The following is a 20,273-nucleotide window of genomic DNA, read 5'->3' as shown; positions in this document are numbered from 1 at the left end:
GCGCGCGACGGCCCGGGTGGTGGTGCGGACGGGAAGGCTCCGGAACCCGGGGCCATGGGCGGTGGCCGGAGTGTCGGTGGCGCACGGCATGCTGGTGACGTGTCCTCACTTCCGTACCAGAGCATGCCCGTTCCGCCGGAGCCCGCGCGGCGGGCGCCCGCCGCCGACCCGCAGGGCACGCCCCTCGGCGCGCCCGCGCCGCGCCCCGACCGGCTGCCGCAGCCCGCCCCGGCCGGTCACATGATCGTGTGCGGTGACGACGTGCTCGCGCACCGGCTCGCCCACGAGCTCCACGACGTGTACGGGGAGCGGATCACCCTCCTCGTACCCGCGCGCGGCGACGAGCCGCAGGCGCCGTCAGGCCGCCCGGGGCGCGCCGCGTCGCTCTTCGGCCGGGTGACCGCCGCCATGACGCGTACGCCGGCGGGGGACCAGCGCGGAGTGCCCGAGGGCCGGTCGATCCGGATGGTCGAGACGGCCGAGGTCGACGACGCGGTGCTGATCGACGCGGGAGTGGAGCGGGCCGCCGCGCTCGCCCTCGTCCACGACGACGACGAGACCAACATCCGGGCCGCGCTCGCCGCGCGGCGGCTCAACCCGCGACTGCGGCTGGTCATCCGGCTCTACAACCGCAAGCTCGGCCAGCACCTGGAGACGCTCCTGGACCAGGCCGCCACCGTCGCCGAGCCCGGCCTCGACCCCAAAGAGCTCGACGCGGCGACGACGGTGCTCTCCGACGCGGACACCGCGGCGCCCGCGCTCGCGGCCACCGCCGTCGCCGGGACGAGCAAGGTCGTACAGGCCGGCGGACTGCTGCTGCACGCCGTCGAGCGGACCCCGCCCGCCCGGGGCGAGCTCGCGGATCCGGGGCTCTGCACGCTCGCGCTGCTCTCGGCGACCACCAACGACCCGGCCGGCGTCGAGGGCGCCGAAGACAGCGGCGCCCAGGGCCCGCTGCTGCTGCCCGACGACCGGGCCGTCGCCGCCGCACCGGGACGGGGCACGGTCGCCCTCGAAACGATCACCTACGCGGGCCCGACCCTCTCCAACAAGCGGTTCGGCGCCGCGCTGCCCATGGGCTCGTTGTTCTCGCGCCGGCTGCGCTGGTCGCTCGCCGGGGTCACCGCCGCCGTCGGGGCGATCGCCCTCGCGACCTGGCTCACCACCGGCGACCACCCCCTGCACGCCGCGTACCTCACGCTCCTCGACATCTTCGCCATCGGCGACCCGGCCGTCGAGGAGACGACCGGCCGTCAGGTGCTGCAGATCCTCGCCGGTTTCGTCGGGCTCCTCCTCATGCCGGTGCTCATCGCGGGCATCCTGGAGGCACTCGGCACCTTCCGCAGCGCGACCTCGCTGCGCCGTCCGCCGCGCGGGCTCTCCGGGCACGTGGTGTTGCTCGGCCTCGGCAAGGTCGGCACCCGCGTCCTCGCCCGGCTGATACGCCTCGACATCCCCGTGGTCTGCGTCGAGTCCGACCCGGAGGCGCGCGGCATCGCACTCGCCCGCCGACTGCGTGTGCCCACGGTCATCGGCGACGTCACGGAGGAAGGCGTCCTGGAGGCTGCCCGGATCCACCGTGCGCACGCCCTGCTCGCGCTGACCAGCATCGACATCACCAACCTGGAGGCCGCGCTCTCCGCCCGCTCCGTGAAGCCCGAGCTCCGGGTCGTGCTGCGGCTGTACGACGACGACTTCGCGACCGCCGTCTACCGCACCCTGCGCGCCGCCCACCCGGCGGCCCTGACCCGCAGCCGCAGCGTCTCGCACCTGGCGGCCCCCTCCTTCGCGGGGGCCATGATGGGCCGCCAGATCCTGGGCGCCATCCCGGTGGAGCGCCGGGTGCTGCTCTTCGCGGCCGTGGAGGCGGGCGGCAACCCGTTCCTGGAGGGCCGTACGGTCGCCGAGGCCTTCCGCCCGGGGGCCTGGCGGATCATCGCCCGCGCCACCGGTTCGACGCCCCTCGTCCGACACTCGGCGGGCCTCGTCTGGCAGCTGGAGCCGGACCGCGTCCTCGGCGCGGGCGACCGCGTCCTCGTCGCCGCCACCCGCCGAGGCCTGGCCGAACTCCTCGGCCGCCACCCCCGTCCTCCGCGCCAGGAGCACCCCGACTCGACCCGCCACAGGACGAGCTGACGGTGTACGGCGCGTCAACGCTCGGGGGAGATCCTCTCGGAGCGCACGTACGTTGCCGGCGCTGACGGCGACGGCCAGGGGCAGGCCCGACCCCCGGCCGTCGCAGACGATCAGGACCCAGTTCGGCCTCCGCCGCTCAACCCGTCCGGCCGAGGTCGGCGGTGGGGGAGGCGCGCAGGGCCGATACGAGGTGCAGCAGTCTCGCCTCGTTCCCTGAGAGGCCCGCCGCGCGCAGCGCCTCGTCGGCCTCGGCCATGGGGTGGGTGAGCATCGCCGCCGCGTAGGGAACGAGGTGCGGATCGGTCAGCACGGCCTGCGTGGACTCCAGCAGACGGAGGTACGCCTGGGCTGCGGCGCGCTCACGGACGGTGATCGTGGTCATGTCGGGCTCCCTCTCGACAGGTTGGCGACCTCCACCCTCTCGTACGGGTCTGACAATCGGGCTCAGCCCCGCCCGTCGAGCCACTCCGCGAGCCGTTCGAGAAAGACCCGCTGGCCCGGAACGAGCAGCGGAGCGGCCGCTTCCGGGGCGAACCAGCCGACCCGGTCGATCTCCGGGAACTCCCGCAGAACCCCCGAACCGCGCGGCCACTCCATGGTGAACGTGCCCGGCACGACCAGGGTCGGGTCGAGATCCGCCTCGACCGCCCAGATCGTGACGGTCTTTCCGCTCGTCTGCCGGGCCTCGCCGAGCGCGATCCGCTCGCCGTCGGGCGCCGGCAGGCCGAGCTCCTCCTCGAACTCGCGGTGGGCGGCGGCCTCGGGCGTCTCCTCGGGGCCGTATTCGCCCTTCGGGATCGACCAGGCGGAGACGTCCTTCGACGCCCAGAACGGCCCGCCCATATGGCCGATGAGTACCTCGAAACCGCTGTCCGCCGCTCTGCGGAAGAGAAGGAGCCCAGCGCTGCGCTTGTCCGGCATACCGCCCAGTGTCGCCGAGCGGATCAGATCCCGCAGCTGCTCGCCGACCAGAAGCGCGAGGCGCGGGTGTCCACGTGCGCGTGGTCGCCGTGGCCCGGGTAGCCGGGGCCGAGGATTCCGTTGAAGCCGTGGTTGCGTGCCTGCTTCGCCAGCGTGCACAGCGACGGAGATCCCGTCAGGTCGATGCCGTCGCCGTACAGATGGCGGCTGTCGGAGGCACCGCCCACGGCCGCGTTGCAGGCGTGCGAGCGGAAGCCGCTGCTCACCGAGATCGGAACGTCGCCCAGCGCGTGGCGCAGTGCCTCCAGCTTCCACATCGCGCGCAGGGCGTTGGACCTGGCGGTGGCCGCGCTGACCGCGCCGCCGGAGAAGTCGCCGTTGCACTTGTTGAGCTCGGCGTAGGTGAAGTGGATGGGCGTGCAGTCCGCGTCCTGGAGGGCGTACAGCTTCGCGAAGGTCGCGGGACCGGCGACGCCGTCCGCGCCGAGACCGTACGCCTGCTGGAAGCGGGTCACCGCGGCCTGGGTGGCCGGGCCGTACGCGCCGTCGACCGCGAGGACTCCGCCGTAGCCCGGGTATCCGGCCACCCGGATCTGCAGCTGGGTCACGTCCGCGCCGGACATGCCCGAGGAGAGGGTACGGCTCCAGGTGTAGCACTCGTCTGCGTGCGCCGTGCCGGCCGTGGCGACCGTTCCCGTGAGGGCGGCGGCCGCCATCAGGAGTGTGGCGAACAGGGATCTGACCATGCGCCGGACCATGACACCTCCGTGTCGGAACTGGGCGGGATCTCCACCCGCAGCATCCGTCATGAACATGACCACGAGGATGGGGGGAGGTGACGGGCCGGTCAACGGTTCCGGGCATCTGCCAGTGGCCCAGGCCACTGGCAGGTCGGACCGTGGAGGGCAGACCCTTGTCGCGCGCGGTCACCTGCGAGGCTCAGACCCCTTGTCCCGCACGGTCACCTGCGAGGCTCAGACCCCTTGTCCCGCACGGTTGCCGGCCCGGCTCAGACCGTGACCCGCACCGTCACAGGTCCGCCCGCCGGATCGACCTCGCGCGCCCAGCCGGAGGCCAGGTGCACCGAGCGATGCGGCCAGGCCGTCCCGAGGAGCCGGACGCGATGGAGGACCCGGCCGTCCTGGCCGACCTCCACGACCGGCCACGACAAGGGCTCGGCGACCCGCAACAGGACCGGGCGAGCCGCGGACCCGTCGGCCGGCGGAAGGGGGATCCGGTTCGGCGCCACCCACCGCACCGGCCCGTCCACCCTCACCGAAACCGACGTCACCGGCCAGGGCTCTCCGGCCAGATACCGCAGCACGGCATCGGCCGCGGCCCGCCCCTCGGCCGCCGCGGCCCCCGCCGACTCGACCCCGCGAAGGACGTTCCCCGCCGCGTAGACGCCCGCCGTCGCGGTGCGATGGGCGGCGTCGACCGCGGGGCCGCGCGTACCCGCGTCCAGAGGCACCCCTCCGGCGCGGGCCAGTTCGTGCTCCGGGATCCAGTCCCCGGTGAACACGACCGTGTCGCAGCCGATCACGCCCTCCCGACCGTCGGCGCGGCGCACCCGGACGCCCGTGAGCCGGCCGCGGCCGAGCAGCTCCGTGACCGTGGTGCCGGTCAGCAGCGGTGGCGGCGGGAGCGTGGTGAACCGGCGTGGTGATCGGGGCTGTTCCGTGACCATCGCCACCACGTCGACCTGGGCCCGGCGGAGCGCCCGCACCGCGTGGTGGGCGACCGGTTCGGCGCCGATCACGACGGCACGCCGGCCGAGCCGCTCCCGCCGTACCCCGTACAGGTGCACGGACTGCTGGAGTTCGCCGGTCGTCAGCACTCCGGTCGGCCGTGTCCCCGGTACGAGCCGTGCGCTGCGCGGCCGTTCGCGCGCGCCCGTCGCCAGGACCACCGCACGCGCCGTGATCCGTTCCAGGCCGGTCGGGGCCGTGACGTCCAGGGTGAGCGGCCCGGACCAGCCGGTCACCGACACACCCGTACGGACCGTGGCACCGGCGCGGTCCGCCGCGCGTGCGAGGCGGTGCGCGTACCCCGGCCCGTCCAGCGGGCGCCCGAGGTCGGCGAGGCCGAAACCGCCGTGCGCGCAGTGGCGCGGCACTCCGCCGGCCTTCCGCTCGCGCTCCAGGACCTCGATCCGGTACCGGCCCGCGCCGGCCGCGGCGAGCCGCTCCGCCGAGGCGAGCCCGGCGGGCCCCGCACCGACGACGAGGACGTCGACGAACCGGTGCACGGGTCCGGAGGCGGGCCCGGTCGGGTCCTGGTCCAGGTCGGCCTCCAGGCCCGCGTCTGCGCGTACGTCCCCGGAACCGCTCACCGCTCCCGCCACGGCCGTCCCACCCCCTCCTCGAACAGCGCCCGGACCGCCGCACCGCACGCGAATCCCTGGCACCGGCCGCCCCGGGCCCGCGTCCGGCGCCGCAGACCGTCCAGCGAGGCGGGCGGAACCGTGGAAGCGAGGGCCGCCCGGATCTCGCCCCGGGTCACTCGCTCGCAGTGGCACACGATCGAACCGAACTCCGGCTCACGGGCGATGAGTTCGGCATCCCGGTACGAGCGCGGGAAGGCCTCGCCGAGGTTCGGCATCCGGACCGGGGCGAGCGGCCGCTCCGGCCCGAGAGCGAGGCCGCACTCCGCGAGCAGCTCCACCATGTGGGCGGCGATCGCCAGGGAGGCCGTCAGTCCGGTCGACCGGATGCCGCCCGCCGTGACGTACCGCAGCCCGGGGTGGGCGGCGCACCGGTAGTCCTCGTCCTCGGTGGCGGCCCGGAGCCCCGCGTAGACCGCGGTCACCTCCTCGTCGAGGAGCGCGGGCAGCACGCGGCGCCCCTGGGCGCGCAGGGACGCCAGGCCCTCGGCGGTCGTTCCGGTGGCCGTCCGGTCGTCGAGGTTCTCCGCCGTGGGGCCGAGCAGCACCTTCCCGTACACCGTCGGCGCGACCAGAACTCCCTTTCCCAGAGCGCCCGGTACGGGCAGGAGGATGTGGCGGACGAGCGTGCGGGCGAAGGAGTCGAAGACGATCAACTGCCCGCGTCTCGGGGTCACCGTGAAGTCCCGTCGCCCGAACAGGGCGTCGAACCGGTCCGCGTAGAGCCCGCAGGCATTGACGACGTACCGGGCCCGCAGCACTCCCCGGGGTGTGATCAGTCGGTGCGGAGTCCCCGGATCGGCCTTCTCCACCCGGCAGTTGAAGTGCAGGTCGACCCCGGAGCGCACGGCCTGGGTGGCGTACGCGAGGGTGGTCGTCCACGGGCAGATGATCGACTCGCCCGGGACTTCGAGCGCCCCCAGGGATCCGGGCCCCAAGTGGGGTTCCCGCGACCGGAGTTCGTCCGTGCCCAGGACGCGGGTCGTGCGATGGCCGTTGCGCGCGGCCTTGTCCGCGAGGCGGGGGAGGGCGGCCAGTTGCTCCTCGTCCCAGGCGACGAGGAGCGCTCCGAGCGGCTCGACGGGAATGCCCGTCTCCCGCGCGTAGTCGAGGAGCAGGCGCTGCCCCTCCCGTACCAGACGCGCTTCCAGCGAACCGGGCACGGCGTCGAAACCCGTGTGCAGAATCGCCGTGTTGGCCTTGGACGTGCCCTCGCCGACGTCGCCGGACGCCTCGACCAGCGCGACCCGCAACGGCCGGCGGGCCAGCTCGCGCGCGACCGCGCAGCCGACCACTCCGGCGCCGACCACCACGACGTCGTACTCGGCGCCCGGCGCCGAGGTGTCCGGGAGCGTGCCCGCGTGGGTCACCGCCCCGAGCCGCCGGTCCGACGCCGGGCCGTGCGAGGTCATGGCCGCCCCTCGGCCCCGTCGAGCAGCCCCGCTACGGCGGTACGGAACCGGCCCATGCGCTCGGCGGCCTCCGCCGCGGTCACGGCGGGCTCGTAGACGGCCGACGGCTTCCACTCCGGTACGGCCTCGTGGACGGCGAGCCCCGGGTCGAGCCCGAGCCGCGCCACCGCGCCGACCCCGAGCGCGGTGGCGTCGGGCAACGCCGACACCTCGACGGGGAGTTGGAGGAGATCCGCCTGCGTCTGCATCAGGAGCGCGGAGCGGGTGAGGCCGCCGTCCACGCGCAAGGAGGTGAGCGGTCGGCCGAGATCGGCCGCCGCCGCGCCGGCCAGCTCCACCACCTGCGCGGCGATCCCCTCGCAGAGAGCCCTGACCAGGTGCCCGGCGGTCGTGTCCAGGCCGAGCCCGTGCAGGGAGCCGCGGACGTCGCCCCGCCACCAGGGCGCGGCGAGGCCCGCCAGGGCCGGGACGAAGGTGACTCCGCCGCTGTCGGACACCGTCCCGCCCACCGCGTCGAGCTCCCCGGCGCCGGACAGCACGCCGAGGTCGGTCAGCCACCGCACGGCGGAGGCGGCCGTGTACACCTGTCCGTCCAGGCAGTAGCTCGTACGGCCCCGGAGCCGCCAGGCCACACAGCTCACCAGGCCCGAGTCGCCGCGCCGCGGCGCGGAACCCGTCTGGGCGAGCAGGAACGCTCCTGTGCCATAAGTGCACTTGGCCGTGCCCGGGTCGGTGACGCTCTGGGCGAGGAGGGCCGCCTGCTGGTCCACGAGCAGCCCGGTCAGCGGGATCGGCCGGCCGAACGCCGTCGTCGTGCCGACGTGCGCGTCCGCGTCGACCACGTGGGGCAGCCGTTCGGCGCCCAGTCCGTACACGTCGAGGGCGGGCGCGGACCAGGAGACGGAGTCCAGGTCGAGGAGCCCGGTCCGGCCCGCCGTCGCGGCGTCGGTGACGAACGCGCCCGTCAGCCGGTGCACCAGCCAGGCGTCGCTCGTGGTGACCACACCCGCCCCGGTGAGCCGACGGCGGATCCAGGCCATCTTGGGAGCGGCGAAATAGGGATCGAGCGGAAGTCCCGTCCACTGCCTCAACTCAGCGGCGTGGTAAGCCAGTTCGGTGCAGAGCTCGTCGGCCCTGCGGTCCTGCCAGACGAGCGCGTCGGTGAGCGGTTCGCCCGTCGCGGGATCCCAGGCGAGAACGGTCTCGCCCTGGTTGGCCAGGCCCACGGCCGCGACCGGGGTGTCCGCCTCGGCCAGCGCGGCACGGCCGGCGGTGACGACGGAGTCGTACAGCTGCGCCGGATCGACCTCGACCAGGCCACCGGGCAGGTAGCGGGGCCGTACGGGCGCGGAGCCGGTCCCGATGACGCCCCGCTCGGGGCAGACGACGAGCGCCTTGGTCCCCGACGTTCCCTGGTCGACGGCGAGCACCGGACCCGTCATCACTCGTCCTCCTGCCCTCGAAGGGGTAGCGGGCCTTGATCGCGGAACCGGCAAGACTGGTGCACGCGCCGCGTCCCGTCAAGCGGGTCGGAGCCCGTCTGTCGGCTCGCCGCCACGTGTGTGATGCATGGTCATATTCGTTCTGTGGCCGGATAGTTACGGTCAGATTCGAAAGGTGATCGCGATCATCCGGTGAAGCCTATAGTGATCGCCGATCACCGCCGGTCATCGCCGATCACCGGCCGCTACGCCCGCCGGGACACCGACGGGGACCCCATTGGAACACCCGACGGGCCCGCCCCCACCGACCGAGGAGCCATGTCACCCACCGCACGTCCCGTTCCGTGATGGCAGGGCACGACTTCCGGCCCGTCTACCATCCGGCGGGCCACGACCACGCCCTGCGGCACGCGGTCCAGGACCTGCGGACCGGCCGCTGGGTGTCGACAGCCCGATTACTCGACGAGACACCCGGCTGGGCCGACTGGACGCGGCGCACCCAGGTGCTCGCCACCGTCGGCGCCGGCGGCGACGTCGTCCAGGCCTGGCGGACCGAGCAGCCCGACAGCGTTCCCGCCATCGTCCTGCACGCGCGCGTGGCCGTCGAGCGGGCCGTACGCGCCCACCGGGGCGGCCACCCCCGCACCCGCGAACTGTGGCAGGAGGCCTGGACCGCCTGCCGCCGCTCCGCCGAAAGCGCGCCCGCCGACCCCGTCCCCTGGATCTGCCTGCTCGCCCTCGCCGCCCTCGACGACCGGCAGCGCATGCCGGAGCACCGGTTGTCCCCGCCCGCGCCGCTCCTCCCGCCCGGCCCCTGGGGTCTCCTCGCCGAGGCCGAGCGGCGCGACCCGCAGAACCGCGAGGCGCACCACCGCATGCTCCAGTTCCTCTACCTCCGGCGCGCGGGCTCCTTCTCGGAGGCCGTCAACTACGCTCAGTGGGCCGCCGGTTCTGCCCCCACCGGATCCGCTCTGCACGCCCTGCCGCTGTACGTCCGCGTGGAGCGCTACCGACGGGAGCACGGCCACACGCACGCCCTCGACCTGCACTGGGTCGCCGAGGACGCCGTCCGTGACGCCCACCAGGCCCTGCACTCCTGGTTCCTCTTCTGCGCCACCGACGAGGCCTCCCTCCTCGACCTCAACCACCTTGCCCACGCCCTCTTCGGCGCTCAGCGGTTCGCGGACGCCGCCCGTGTCTTCGAGGCCCTCGGGCCGTACCACACGGTGCTGCCCTGGGCGTACCGCACCGACCGCCCCGACGACCGGGCCCTCGCCACCGAGTTCTTCGTGCGCGCCCGCGCCCGCTGTCTCGACCCCTGACCCCCGCTCCGCCCTCTTCCCCCCACCCTGGAGGTACCGGCATGTCCCGCACCGCCCCCGTCGACGAGACACTGAGGCCCCCCGCGGGCGGCCAGGACGACGAGGCCCGGCTGAGAGAGCTCGGCTACCAGCCCGTCCTGGCCCGTCGCATGGGCGGCTTCGGCAACTTCGCCATCAGCTTCTCCGTGATCTCGATCCTCTCCGGGTGCATGACGCTCTACGGATTCGGCCTCGGCACCGGCGGCCCCGCCGTCATGCTGTGGGGCTGGGCGGGCGTCGGGCTCTTCGTGCTCTGCGTCGGTCTCGCGCTCGCCGAGGTCACCAGCGCCTATCCGACCTCCGGCGCGCTCTACTACATGGCCGACCGCCTGGGCGGCCGCCGCTGGGGCTGGTACACCGGCTGGCTCAACCTGCTCGGCCTGCTCGGCGCGATCGCCGGCATCGACTACGGCGCCGCCCTGTTCACCGGAGCCTTCCTCAACCTCCAGTGGGGCATCGTGCCCACCGCCGGCTCGACCTTCCTGATCTTCCTCGCCATCCTGCTGCTGCACGCCGTCCTCAACCTCTTCGGCGTTCGGCTCGTCAGCGTGCTCAACTCGATCAGCGTCTGGTGGCACCTCGCGGGCGTGGCCGTGATCGTCGGCGCGCTCGCGTTCATCCCCGACCGCCACCAGTCCGCCGAGTTCGTCTTCACCGAGTTCGTCAACGACACCGGCTGGGCCAACCCGTTCTACGTCGCCGCCGTCGGCCTGCTCCTCGCCCAGTACACGTTCTCCGGCTACGACGCCTCCGCCCATCTCTCCGAGGAGACGTCCAACGCGTCGGTCAGCGCCGCCAAGGGCATCGTGCGCGCCATCTGGGTCTCGTGGATCGCCGGATTCGCCCTGCTCGCCGGACTGACCTTCGCGATCCAGGACTACGCGGGCACCCAGAACAGCGCCACGGGCGTACCGCCGGCGCAGATCCTCCTCGACGCGCTCGGCTCAGGCGCCGCCACCGCGCTGCTGCTCGTGGTGATCGTCGCCCAGCTCTTCTGCGGCAACGCCGAGGTGGCCGCCGCCAGCCGGATGGTCTTCGCCTTCAGCCGCGACAACGCCCTCCCCGGCTCCGCCATATGGCGGAAGGTCAGCAGCCGGACGCAGACCCCGGTGCCCGCGGTCTGGCTCGCCGTCGGCGTCGCCGCCCTCCTCGCCGTCCCGTCCCTCTACTCCGCCACCGCCTACGGAGCCGTCACCGCGATCAACGTCATCGGCATCACGCCCGCCTACGCGATCCCCATCTACCTGCGCCTGCGCGCGGGGAAGCGGTTCACCCCGGGGCCGTGGAACCTGGGTCGCTGGAGTCGCCCGATCGGCTGGATCGCCGTGGGCTGGGTCGCGCTCGTCACCGTGCTCTTCTGCCTGCCCCAGAAGTCGCCGGTGACGATCGACTCGATGAACTACGCGGTCATCGCGCTGGCCGTGGTCCTCGTCCTTGCCAGCGTGTGGTGGTACGTGGCGCGACGCTCGTACGGCACGCCGTCGGCGTACGGAACGGCGCGTGAGGAGGCGGAGATCGAGGAGGGCATCGTCTGACGGCTCCGCAGGGGCAGATGACGGATCCGAGGGCTCGGACATCGGATCCGCGGGCTCAGATATCGGATCCCAGAGCTCAGACATCGGATATTGGATCCATGATCCTGGATATTGGATCCGATCTCGCCCGCGTCAGCCGCTGAATTCGTAGGTCCAGGAGACCCCCTGCGCCGCGCAGTCGATGTCCGTGATCTCCAGCGCGTGCCCGTGCTGGTCGCACACCACCCGGTGGACGGCCAGCCGGGGCGCCCCGCCCCCGACGCCCGTCGCGCCGCCCGGCGGCACCCCGATCGACTCCCGGCGGGTGAGCCGGAGTCCGGCCTGGTGCATCCAGTGGTAGAGCAGCCGCATGTCCGGGTGGAGGACGGAGCCCCGGGTTCGCCGGTACTTGGCGAGCTGCGGGATCTCGCTCAGCGCCGCCCGCGAGAACCAGGACACCGATCGCTGCATTGGTGTCCCGCCGGGGGAGAGGACGACGTGGCGGTGGACGAGGGTCGGCTCGCCGGGGACGACCCCGAGCCGTGTCACCAGTCCGGCCGGCGGTGCCTCCCAGGTGAGCGAGGTGCGTACGAGGGCGTCGGCTGCCTCCGTACCGCCGGGGAAGAGCTGCCGACGGACCGTCAGGGCGGGTTCGCCCGGCTCGTGTCCGGTGCCCGCGGCGAAGGTTCCGCGCCGGTCGGTGACGACGAGCCGTTCCTCGCGCAGCAGTTGGAGCGCGCTGCGGACGGTCTGCCGGTTGACGTGGTAGCGGTGGGCGAGGGAGCGCTCGGACGGGAGCCGGCTGCCGGGCGCGATGTGCCGGCCGGCGAGGTCCTCTCGCAGAGCCGCGGCGACTCTCAGGTAGAGCGGGACCGCCGCCAGGTGTTCGGGTTCCGGTGCGGGTGCGGCTTCGGTCATGGTGATGCAACCCCTCTCTTTGCTCAGCGTGACAGTCTGGTCCGCAGGGGTGATCAATTCCTATCATTGGTCTAAACCATTAAGGAAGGGGTGGCGAAAGGGAGTGGCCGAAAGCCGGGGCGTCTCGGAGTGCGGACAGCGCCGTCTGACCTTGTAATGAAGTCTCAACCGGACGTGGCGGCGGAAGAGGCGGGTGAGGCCGGATGACGACACCGGCGGAGCGGGCCGAGGCGGGGAAGGTGGCCCGCAAGAGGGTGCCGCGGTCTTCACACGGCCGCTGGATACCGTCCTCGCAGCGCCTCGACCCCTTGCGCGTCCTGGAGCGGCAGTCCGTCGACCGGGTGCCCGAACTGGTGCCGATCCGGTACGGGAGGATGGCCGTCTCGCCGTTCGCGTTCCTGCGCGGCGCGGCCGCCGTCATGGCCGCCGACCTCGCCCCGCAACGGCACACCGGACTCCTCGTCCAGCTCTGCGGCGACGCCCATCTGCTGAACTTCGGCGTCTACGCCTCACCCGAACGGGCGCTCCTCTTCGATGTGAACGATTTCGACGAGACGCTGCCCGGCCCCTTCGAGTGGGACGTCAAGCGCCTCGCCGCCAGCGTGGCCGTCGCCGCGCTCCAGAACGGCTCCAGCAAGGCCAAGGCCCACCAGGCCGCCCTCGTCGTCGGCGAGGCGTACCGCGAATCCATGCGCCGCCTCGCCGGCCTCGGTGAACTCGCCGTCTGGTACGAGCGGATCGACGCCGACGACCTGGCCCCGCTGGTCCGCCGGAACCGCCGCGCCACGTTCGAGAACCGTCTCGCCAAGGCCCGCCGCCGTACGAGCCTCCAGGCCTTCGGCAAGCTCACGGCCCTGGACGAGAAGGGCAACCGGCACATCGTCGACGACCCCCCGCTCCTCGAACGGGCCACCGACATCGACCGGGTCACCCTCGGCAAGATCTACAGCGACTACCGCAGCTCGCTCTCCGAGGAGCGCCGGCTCCTCCTGGACCGCTTCCACTACGTGGACGCCGCCCGCAAGGTCGTCGGCGTCGGCAGCGTCGGCACCCGCTGCTTCATCCTCCTCCTGGAGGGCCGCGACGACAGCGACCCGCTGTTCCTCCAGATCAAGGAGGCCGGCCGCTCCGTCCTCGAGGCGCATCTGCCGCCGACCGTGTACGGGCACCAGGGGCAGCGGGTCGTCCGCGGTCAGCGCCTGACCCAGGCCGCCAGTGACATCTTCCTCGGCTGGATGACAGGACCGGAGAAACGCCACTTCTACTGGCGCCAGTTGCGCGACATGAAGGGCTCGGCCGAGGTGGAGGCCATGTCCCCGGCGATGCTCCGCGCCTACGCGGGCCTCTGCGGCCGCACCCTGGCCCGCGCCCACGCCCGCTCCGGCGACCGCATCGCGATCGCCGCCTACCTCGGCACCTCCGACGTCTTCGACCGCGCCATCGCCGACTTCGCGATCAGCTACACGGACCAGAACGCCGACGACTACGCGGCCCTCGGCGCGGCGATCGCCGCGGGCGTGATCACGGCGGCGCCGGGCGTCTGACACCCGCCCCGGCGCCGCCGCGCCGCCGCCACCCCTCGCGCCCGACTACGCCTCGCGCCGCATCGGCGGCTCGGCCGGGGTCTTCGGCACCGGGCCGAAGAGCACCTGCCGGGCGACCGCCGGGGCGAACAGAGCGGTCATCGGCTCCTTCAGGGTCAGCACCGAGCGGAACGCGGCGCCCACGACCGGGTCCCCTCCGTACCGCTCCTGGAGCCGACGCAGGTACCAGCCCACCGGCCGGTCCACCGCGCGCGCGGCGAGGTCGTTTCCCGTCGCACCCGGCATCTTGCGGTCCGCCCCTGCCGCGATGTCCCAGGCCTGCTTGGAGGTGTCGAGCAGCGCCTTCTGCACGGTCCGCGTGGTCGGGGTCCGTCGCGGGTCGGCGAGCACGCGTCGCAGGGTCACCGCGCTCATCGCGGCCACGGCCATGCCCTGTCCGTAGATGGGGTTGAAGGCGCAGAGCGCGTCGCCGACGGCGAGGAAGCCGGCCGGCCTGCGGCCCGGACGGTCGTACCGGCGGCGGACGTTGGCCGTCTGCCGGAATCCGTGCACCGGCGACTCGGGTGTCGCCTTCGCGATCCACTCGCTCAGGACGGGGTGCGGGAGTTTGGCCGCGAACGCCTCGAAGCCCTCCTCGTCGGTGGGCGGCAGATCGTTGCGCAGCCCCGAGAAGGTGACCAGGTGCAGCCCGTCCCCGACGGGCAGCGCCACACCGCCGTACACCTGCTCGGGGTTGGGGACGATGTTGAAGCCCACGGCGTCCATGCCGGGGTCGGCCGGCCCGCGGTACATCCGGGTCGCGTAGCCGAGACCGGTGTCGATCGTCTCCTCGTGCGGCGCCTCCGCGCCGATCGACGCGAGCCAGTCAGGGGCGTGCGTGCCGCGCCCCGAGGCGTCGACCACCAGGTCCGCCTCCAGGAGGCGGCTCTCGCGCTCCTTGCCCGCGCCGCGCTCACGCAGCCGCACGCCCCGCACGCGCGAGGCGTCACCGAGGAGACCGACGGTCTCCGTGCCCTCGACGAGCTCGATCCGCGGATCGGCGAGGACCCGGCGGCGCACCAGCCACTCGAGCTGGGCGCGCGGCCCGGTGTAGAGGTGGGTGGTGGACGGAAGGCGGCTGAACCAGCGTCCGTTCTGCCACTGCACCATGTCCGAGGGCATTCCCACCCTCGGGGCGCCGAGGTCGCGCAGTTCGCCCATGAAGCCGGGGAGCAGCTCGTCGAGCGCCTCCTGCCCCGAGTCGAGCAGTACGTGCACGTGGCGCGACTGGGGGACGCCCGGCCGTGCTTCGGGTCCCGCCGGGAAGCGGTCGCGCTCGACGACCGTCACCCGTTCCGCGTGTTCGCTGAGTACGCGTGCCGCCAGCAGGCCCGCGAGACTGCCCCCGATGACCACCGCATGACGTGTCTCGCGGTGCCCCAACTCGTCGGTCATCCCCGCCCCTTCAACGAAGTGTGGTCTACGGCGATCCAGTATCCACCGTCTCCCGGGGCACATCACGTGCGCCGAGCCGCAAGTGCTCGATGTGGTACACGGCTTCGTCGAGGAGTTGGGCGACGTGGTTGTCGTACAGGCTGTATTCGATCCGGCGGCCCTGCCGTACGCCGGTCACCAGGCCCAGCGCGCGCAGCAGGCGCAGCTGGTGGGAGACGGCGGACTGTTCCATGTCGACGGCGGAGGCCAGTTCGGTCACTCCGCAGGGCCCCTGCCGCAGCCGGGTGAGGATCATCAGCCGCGAGGGCGTCGCGAGGGCCTGGAGGGTGGCGGCGATGGTGGCCGCGGACTCCGCGTCCAGGTGGGTTGCCGGGGTCGTCCCGCCGTTCGCTCCGTGTCCCATGGGCTCATCGTAGTCGCGGCCGTGGAACGGAGGCGTGGCGTGGAACTCATGAATGAAGACCTCTTCATGTATTCCGCTATGGTGGGCGCGTCAGCCGCCCCGTCGGCCGACCCCGTCACCGCCCCGCCCTGCCCGACGATCGAAGAGGTGCCCGCCCATGGCTTCCCCGGTGCTCGACGCGCGGACCGCCGCTTCCCCCGACAGGGCCGCGTCCTCCCAGCGCCGCACGCGCGCGTGGGCCCTGCCCGAGGTCCGCTGGGCAGCGCTGTCCGCGCTCGCCTTCCTCCTCGCCCTGCCCCTCGACCTGGCCGGAGCTCCCGCCTGGGCCTGGGGCCCGCTCTACGCGGTCTGCTACGCCGCCGGAGGCTGGGAACCCGGCCGGGAGGGCCTCGCGGCCCTGCGGGAGAAGACCCTCGACGTCGACCTGCTCATGGTGGTCGCCGCCCTCGGCGCCGCCGCGATCGGCCAGTACCTCGACGGCGGCCTGCTGATCGTCATCTTCGCCGTCTCCGGCGCCCTGGAAGCCCTCGCCACCCGCCGCACCGCCGACTCCGTGCGCGGACTGCTCGACCTCGCACCCGCGCGGGCGGTACGCCTCACGGCCGCCGGGACCGAGGAGCCGGTGGACGTCGCCGACCTGCGGATCGGCGACACCGTCCTCGTACGGCCGGGGGAACGGCTGCCCGCCGACGGGACCGTGCTCGACGGCGCGAGCGACGTCGACCAGGCCGGCATCACCGGGGAGCCGCTGCCCGCGCCCAAGGCGCCCGGCGACGAGGTCTTCGCCTCCACCCTCAACGGCACGGGCGCGCTGCGCGTACGGGTCGACAAGGGCGCGGCCGACTCCGTCGTCGCCCGGATCGTCGCCCTCGTCGAGGAGGCGAGCGCCACCAAGGCACCCACCCAGCTCTTCGTCGAGAAGATCGAACAGCGCTACTCCGTCGGCGTCGTCGTCGCCACCCTCGCGCTCTTCGCGATCCCCCTCGCCCTCGGCGCCGAGCTCACCCCCACCCTGCTGCGCGCCATGACGTTCATGATCGTGGCCTCGCCCTGCGCGGTCGTCCTCGCCACCATGCCGCCGCTGCTCTCGGCCATCGCCACGGCAGGCCGGCACGGCGTCCTCGTCAAGTCCGCCGTGGTCATGGAGCGCCTGGGCGCGGTCGACCGGGTCGCGCTCGACAAGACCGGCACCCTGACCGAGGGCGCGCCGCGCGTCACCGGTTTCGACGGCGACGACGAAGCGCTCGCCCTCGCCGCCGCGGCCGAACTGCCCAGCGAACACCCGCTGGCCCGCGCCGTGGTGGCCGCGGCACGCGCGCGTGGGCTGCGCGTGCCCGAGGCGAGCGACTTCGCCTCGATCCCGGGCGAAGGCGTACGGGCCACGGTCGAGGGGCGGGAGGTACGGGTGCGCCGGGCGGCGGGCGAGCACGCCGACACCGCCGTCGAGGTCCTCGTCGACGGCACCCGCGTCGCGGTCCTCGGCCTCGCCGACCGGCTCCGCGACGGCGCCCCCGAGGCGGTCGCCGCCCTGACCCGCCTCGCCGGCGTCACGCCCACCCTCCTGACCGGCGACAACGCGGGCGCGGCAGCCCGGATCGCCGAGGCGACCGGCATCACCGACGTACGGTCCGGGCTGCTGCCCGAGGACAAGGTCGCCGTCGTACGGGAATGGGAACGGACAGGCGCCCGGGTCCTCGTGGTCGGGGACGGCGTCAACGACGCCCCCGCCCTGGCCGCCGCCCACAGCGGCATCGCCATGGGCCGGGCCGGCTCCGACCTGGCCCTGGAGACCGCCGACGCCGTCGTCGTACGAGACGAACTGGCCACCGTCCCCGCCGTCGTGGCCCTCTCCCGCCGCGCCCGCCGTCTCGTCGTCCAGAACCTGGTGATCGCGGGCACCTGCATCGGGGCCCTCGTCGTCTGGGACCTGGCGGGCCACCTGCCGCTCCCGCTCGGCGTGGCCGGACACGAGGGGTCGACGGTCCTGGTGGGGCTCAACGGCCTGCGGCTGCTGCGCGACGCGGCCTGGCGGAAGGCGGCCGGCGAGGAGCGGCTCGGAGGGAGGGTGCCCCGGCGATGACGCCCGCTGCGATTGCTAGCCTTGAGCGGCCTCGTTCAACGACCCCGGGAGTGCGTGTGGCTGAGGGACCTGCTCCGGACCTGGTGGGCACGGTGCGGCGGATCGACGGGCTGCTGGAGCGCATCGGCCTGAACCGCGGTGACGTCCTGCGGGTGCAGGGCGACGGTGGGCTCTCGTACGCCTCCGGAGTGCCGGTGGTGGAAGTCGAGAAGCTGCTGAGGGGCGAACCGCTCGACCCGGCCGGGTCAGGGACCGGCGCGGACGCGGTCGAGGCACGCCACCGTCGCGTGCTCGAACGTATCCTCTTCCTGCGCGCGACCCGAATGAGGACGGCCGATTCGGGCATCAGACGGCCCCACTCGCTCGCGGAGATCGCCACCGCCGTCGGGACCAGCGCGCAGTGGCTCGACAAGATGATCAAGACCGGCAAGGTGCCGAACCTCGACCACGCCGCCGGCATCGCCGCGTTCTTCGGGGAGAAGATCGAGTTCCTGGTCGCCGAACCCGCCGAGGCCCTGGACCGCGTCCTCCAGCAGATCCACAAGGACCTGTTGGAACGGACCGTGGAGCGCCAGGACCAGGACCTCCAGCGGCTGCGCAGCGGGGTGCCCGCGGGCGGAGTGGACCCCGAGCTCGGCGTCGTCGCCTTCGCGGCTCGGGCCCTCGTCGACGTACCCGACGACACCGCCCAGCCGCTGATCGCGCTGATCGAATCCGTCGCCCGGCGCTCCCGCGAGGAGCGCGCACGGGAGACCCGCGCAGCCCTTGAACCAGGGGTGGGGCACAATGGCGTCGGTTGACCACGGCTGACCGAAACCGTGGCTGACCAGCGGTAATGCACAACGAACGACGCGCGGGGGGCTGTGCGTCGGGATCGATCGAGGGGGCACCGGTGCTGGTTTCGCGTGAGATGAAGCGCCATCGTGACGCGCTCTGCGCGGGCCTGGGGGAGCCGCCCGCGGCAGGACCGGTGGAGCTGCTGAACGCCATCTGCGCGAGCGCGGCGAAACTCAGGGGCGGCGAAGTCCGCCTGATGCTGGAGGAGTTCCCGCCGGAGACGGTGACCGGACTCTGGTTGGACATGGGCGACTACGACCTCATCGCCCTGGAGGCGAACACCTCACCACTGCATCAGATCGTCATCCTCGGGCACGAGTTGTGGCACCTCAAGGAAGGACACAGCGGTCACGGCGGCGCCGCCGGCATGATGGCCGCGGCGCGCATGCTGGGTGACCGTTGGAGCCTGAGCGACGCCGTCAGACACGTCGCCGCCCGTACGGAGCCGGACCTCGCGGAGGAGCGCCGCGCCGAGACGTTCGGCCGGATGCTCGCCGGCAAGGTCAGGCCCTACCTGGAGGGCGGGCAGGGCACGAGACAAGCCGCGGGTGTCACCGGCCGCATCTGGGCGTCACTCAAGGGCTGAGGATTCGTCGGAACGTGAACCTCTACATCCCCGTCGCGGCACTCGCCCTCGTCCTGGTCGTCAAGTTTCCCTCCCTGGTGAAGCAGTGGCGCAACCCTGTCGTCCGCAGCGCCAACACCACGATCTTCCTTCAGGCCGCGGCGTTCTTCTTCTCCGCACCGCCCACGATCGTGGCCGTCAACGAGATGACCGGCGTCAGCAACTTCTCCGTGGTGCTCGTCTACTGCCTGCTCTGCGCGTACGCGTGTGCCTGCCTGGTCCTTCTGGAGAACTGGCGGGAGGACACGCGGTCGAAGCCCTGCACCCACCGCAGGGTCCGGATCTACATAGCGAGCCATGTCGTCGTCGCGATTCTTCTCGTCGGCCTCTTCGCCCTGGGCGACGCACCGGTGGAACGGACGCGGGCCTTCGAGACCTACTACGCCACCACGCCCTTCATCCGCGAGATGATGCTGCTCTGCCTCATCACGAGCACGACGACGGCCGTCCTGGCGGCCGCCACGTGCTGGAACTGGGCGCGGGACATCCACTGGGGCGGCCGCGAATGGCGGACGGTGACGGGCGCCTCGCTGCGCCTCGGGCTGAGCTTCCTCGGTGCCGGGTTCCTGACCAACCTCACGTACGGGGTGGCGAATTTCGTCGCGATCGTCGTCGTCTGGCAAGGCCGCGACGGCACACCGATCAACCGCGTGGGCGTGTCCTTCGCCGCCCTCGGATCCCTCCTCGTGGCCCTCGGTTTCTTGATCCCGGTCGTCGGACCCTGGCTCGCGGAGCGGGTGATCGGACCCCTGAGGACCCTCCGGGCCCTCGGCCCGCTGTGGCGCGCCGTCAGATGCCCCGCCGATCGTCGGACCAGGGTGCGGCTCACCACTCCGTGGTACGCGGGCCCCGGCCGGCGCCTCACGGACCGCATGACCGACATCCACGACCGGACGCTGGAGCTGCTGGCGTACTGCTCGCAGGAGGTGCGCGCCGACGCCTGCGCCCGGGCCCGCGCCGGCGGGGCGACCGAGGCCGAGAGCGTCGCGACCGCCTTGGCCACCATGTTCAAGGCGGCGGCCGCCGCCCGCGCCCTCGGCGAACCCGCCGACAAGGAGGAGGCCGCGGCGGCGGCCCGGGCGCTGCGCGCCGCCGAAGCCGAGTACCGCGACCTCCTGGTGGGCGTCTCCCGCGCGATGTCCGCGGTGCCTGCCGTGTCCCCCGCTCCCTCCGCATCCGTGGGTACCCCCGTAACCCCGGATACGGAGGCATCCTCCGTGTCCCCCGTCGGGGGTGGGCCGTAGCGCGGCCCACCCCCTCGTC

Annotated in this window: 17 protein-coding genes; 8 read left to right on the top strand and 9 right to left on the bottom strand. The window is 73.2% G+C overall.

Features of this window, described 5'->3' with window-relative positions:
* Positions 1-240: 240 nt before the first annotated feature.
* Entirely contained in the window at positions 241-2,136 is a 1,896-nt protein-coding gene (locus AB0F56_RS13965) for an NAD-binding protein (protein ID WP_362008676.1), read from the top strand.
* A gap of 136 nt (positions 2,137-2,272) precedes the next feature.
* Here the strand turns inward: AB0F56_RS13965 and AB0F56_RS13960 are convergent, their stop codons facing one another.
* From AB0F56_RS13960 to AB0F56_RS13935, 6 genes are all read right to left on the bottom strand, one after another.
* Positions 2,273-2,518 (bottom strand): hypothetical protein, encoded by a 246-nt coding sequence (locus AB0F56_RS13960; RefSeq protein WP_362008225.1) that lies wholly within the window; start codon positions 2,516-2,518, stop codon positions 2,273-2,275.
* Between the two features lie 62 nt (positions 2,519-2,580).
* Positions 2,581-3,057: an NUDIX domain-containing protein gene (locus AB0F56_RS13955; protein ID WP_362008222.1), complete on the bottom strand. Its 477-nt coding sequence runs from the start codon at positions 3,055-3,057 to the stop codon at positions 2,581-2,583.
* 23 nt (positions 3,058-3,080) lie between these two features.
* On the bottom strand, positions 3,081-3,815 hold the full coding sequence (locus tag AB0F56_RS13950) for a D-Ala-D-Ala carboxypeptidase family metallohydrolase (protein ID WP_362008219.1): 735 nt from the start codon (positions 3,813-3,815) through the stop codon (positions 3,081-3,083).
* Positions 3,816-4,066: 251 nt separating this feature from the next.
* Positions 4,067-5,305: an FAD-dependent oxidoreductase gene (locus AB0F56_RS13945; RefSeq protein ID WP_362008674.1), complete on the bottom strand. Its 1,239-nt coding sequence runs from the start codon at positions 5,303-5,305 to the stop codon at positions 4,067-4,069.
* A gap of 80 nt (positions 5,306-5,385) precedes the next feature.
* A complete protein-coding gene (locus AB0F56_RS13940; protein ID WP_362008217.1) occupies positions 5,386-6,852 on the bottom strand; it encodes an FAD-dependent oxidoreductase in 1,467 nt (488 codons plus the stop codon).
* Complete coding sequence (locus tag AB0F56_RS13935) at positions 6,849-8,294, bottom strand: FGGY family carbohydrate kinase (protein WP_362008215.1); 1,446 nt, start codon at positions 8,292-8,294, stop codon at positions 6,849-6,851. Before AB0F56_RS13935 ends, AB0F56_RS13940 begins: the two co-directional genes overlap by 4 nt.
* Positions 8,295-8,641: 347 nt before the next feature.
* Here AB0F56_RS13935 and AB0F56_RS13930 point away from each other — a divergent pair, with 347 nt between their 5' ends.
* Complete coding sequence (locus AB0F56_RS13930) at positions 8,642-9,616, top strand: hypothetical protein (RefSeq protein ID WP_362008212.1); 975 nt, start codon at positions 8,642-8,644, stop codon at positions 9,614-9,616.
* Between the two features lie 41 nt (positions 9,617-9,657).
* Positions 9,658-11,190, top strand: coding sequence for an amino acid permease (locus tag AB0F56_RS13925; RefSeq protein ID WP_362008209.1), 1,533 nt, complete (start codon positions 9,658-9,660; stop codon positions 11,188-11,190).
* 132 nt (positions 11,191-11,322) lie between these two features.
* Here the strand turns inward: AB0F56_RS13925 and AB0F56_RS13920 are convergent, their stop codons facing one another.
* A complete protein-coding gene (locus tag AB0F56_RS13920) occupies positions 11,323-12,087 on the bottom strand; it encodes a GntR family transcriptional regulator (RefSeq protein WP_362008207.1) in 765 nt (254 codons plus the stop codon).
* A 203-nt stretch (positions 12,088-12,290) separates the two neighbouring features.
* On the opposite strand from AB0F56_RS13920, the gene AB0F56_RS13915 reads away from it, so the two are divergent.
* The gene (locus AB0F56_RS13915; RefSeq protein WP_362008204.1) at positions 12,291-13,631 is read left to right on the top strand and encodes a DUF2252 domain-containing protein; all 1,341 of its coding nucleotides are present in this window, start codon (positions 12,291-12,293) and stop codon (positions 13,629-13,631) included.
* Positions 13,632-13,676: 45 nt separating this feature from the next.
* Here the strand turns inward: AB0F56_RS13915 and AB0F56_RS13910 are convergent, their stop codons facing one another.
* Both AB0F56_RS13910 and AB0F56_RS13905 read right to left on the bottom strand, forming a co-directional pair.
* Positions 13,677-15,065: an FAD-dependent monooxygenase gene (locus tag AB0F56_RS13910; RefSeq protein ID WP_362008202.1), complete on the bottom strand. Its 1,389-nt coding sequence runs from the start codon at positions 15,063-15,065 to the stop codon at positions 13,677-13,679.
* A gap of 25 nt (positions 15,066-15,090) precedes the next feature.
* A complete protein-coding gene (locus tag AB0F56_RS13905; RefSeq protein WP_362008200.1) occupies positions 15,091-15,468 on the bottom strand; it encodes a metalloregulator ArsR/SmtB family transcription factor in 378 nt (125 codons plus the stop codon).
* A 157-nt stretch (positions 15,469-15,625) separates the two neighbouring features.
* Between AB0F56_RS13905 and AB0F56_RS13900 the strand changes: the two genes are divergently transcribed.
* The 4 genes from AB0F56_RS13900 (at position 15,626) to AB0F56_RS13885 (ending at position 20,254) form a co-directional block, all read left to right on the top strand.
* Positions 15,626-17,548 (top strand): heavy metal translocating P-type ATPase, encoded by a 1,923-nt coding sequence (locus tag AB0F56_RS13900; protein ID WP_362008197.1) that lies wholly within the window; start codon positions 15,626-15,628, stop codon positions 17,546-17,548.
* 56 nt (positions 17,549-17,604) lie between these two features.
* Entirely contained in the window at positions 17,605-18,348 is a 744-nt protein-coding gene (locus AB0F56_RS13895) for a hypothetical protein (protein ID WP_362008194.1), read from the top strand.
* Between the two features lie 110 nt (positions 18,349-18,458).
* Positions 18,459-18,971 carry a toxin-antitoxin system, toxin component gene (locus AB0F56_RS13890; RefSeq protein WP_362008191.1) on the top strand — a complete coding sequence of 171 codons (513 nt, stop codon included), beginning with the start codon at positions 18,459-18,461 and terminating at the stop codon, positions 18,969-18,971.
* Between the two features lie 14 nt (positions 18,972-18,985).
* Positions 18,986-20,254 (top strand): MAB_1171c family putative transporter, encoded by a 1,269-nt coding sequence (locus tag AB0F56_RS13885; protein ID WP_362008189.1) that lies wholly within the window; start codon positions 18,986-18,988, stop codon positions 20,252-20,254.
* The last annotated feature ends 19 nt before the right edge of the window (positions 20,255-20,273 follow it).

This window comes from Streptomyces sp. NPDC026092 (assembly GCF_040638605.1).
Taxonomy (GTDB): domain Bacteria; phylum Actinomycetota; class Actinomycetes; order Streptomycetales; family Streptomycetaceae; genus Streptomyces.
Note: the sequence above shows the minus strand (reverse complement) of the source record. Positions and strands in the feature narration are given on the sequence as shown.

Excerpts from the sequence above, each read along its gene's own strand:
- AB0F56_RS13935 (WP_362008215.1), bottom strand. The coding sequence starts at position 8,294 with ATGACGGGTCCGGTGCTCGCCGTCGACCAGGGAACGTCGGGGACCAAG.
- AB0F56_RS13950 (WP_362008219.1), bottom strand. The coding sequence starts at position 3,815 with ATGGTCCGGCGCATGGTCAGATCCCTGTTCGCCACACTCCTGATGGCG.
- AB0F56_RS13930 (WP_362008212.1), top strand. The coding sequence starts at position 8,642 with ATGGCAGGGCACGACTTCCGGCCCGTCTACCATCCGGCGGGCCACGAC.
- AB0F56_RS13940 (WP_362008217.1), bottom strand. The coding sequence starts at position 6,852 with ATGACCTCGCACGGCCCGGCGTCGGACCGGCGGCTCGGGGCGGTGACC.
- AB0F56_RS13960 (WP_362008225.1), bottom strand. The coding sequence starts at position 2,518 with ATGACCACGATCACCGTCCGTGAGCGCGCCGCAGCCCAGGCGTACCTC.
- AB0F56_RS13890 (WP_362008191.1), top strand. The coding sequence starts at position 18,459 with ATGAAGCGCCATCGTGACGCGCTCTGCGCGGGCCTGGGGGAGCCGCCC.
- AB0F56_RS13965 (WP_362008676.1), top strand. The coding sequence starts at position 241 with ATGATCGTGTGCGGTGACGACGTGCTCGCGCACCGGCTCGCCCACGAG.
- AB0F56_RS13905 (WP_362008200.1), bottom strand. The coding sequence starts at position 15,468 with ATGGGACACGGAGCGAACGGCGGGACGACCCCGGCAACCCACCTGGAC.
- AB0F56_RS13925 (WP_362008209.1), top strand. The coding sequence starts at position 9,658 with ATGTCCCGCACCGCCCCCGTCGACGAGACACTGAGGCCCCCCGCGGGC.
- AB0F56_RS13955 (WP_362008222.1), bottom strand. The coding sequence starts at position 3,057 with ATGCCGGACAAGCGCAGCGCTGGGCTCCTTCTCTTCCGCAGAGCGGCG.
- AB0F56_RS13915 (WP_362008204.1), top strand. The coding sequence starts at position 12,291 with ATGACGACACCGGCGGAGCGGGCCGAGGCGGGGAAGGTGGCCCGCAAG.
- AB0F56_RS13920 (WP_362008207.1), bottom strand. The coding sequence starts at position 12,087 with ATGACCGAAGCCGCACCCGCACCGGAACCCGAACACCTGGCGGCGGTC.
- AB0F56_RS13910 (WP_362008202.1), bottom strand. The coding sequence starts at position 15,065 with ATGACCGACGAGTTGGGGCACCGCGAGACACGTCATGCGGTGGTCATC.
- AB0F56_RS13900 (WP_362008197.1), top strand. The coding sequence starts at position 15,626 with ATGGCTTCCCCGGTGCTCGACGCGCGGACCGCCGCTTCCCCCGACAGG.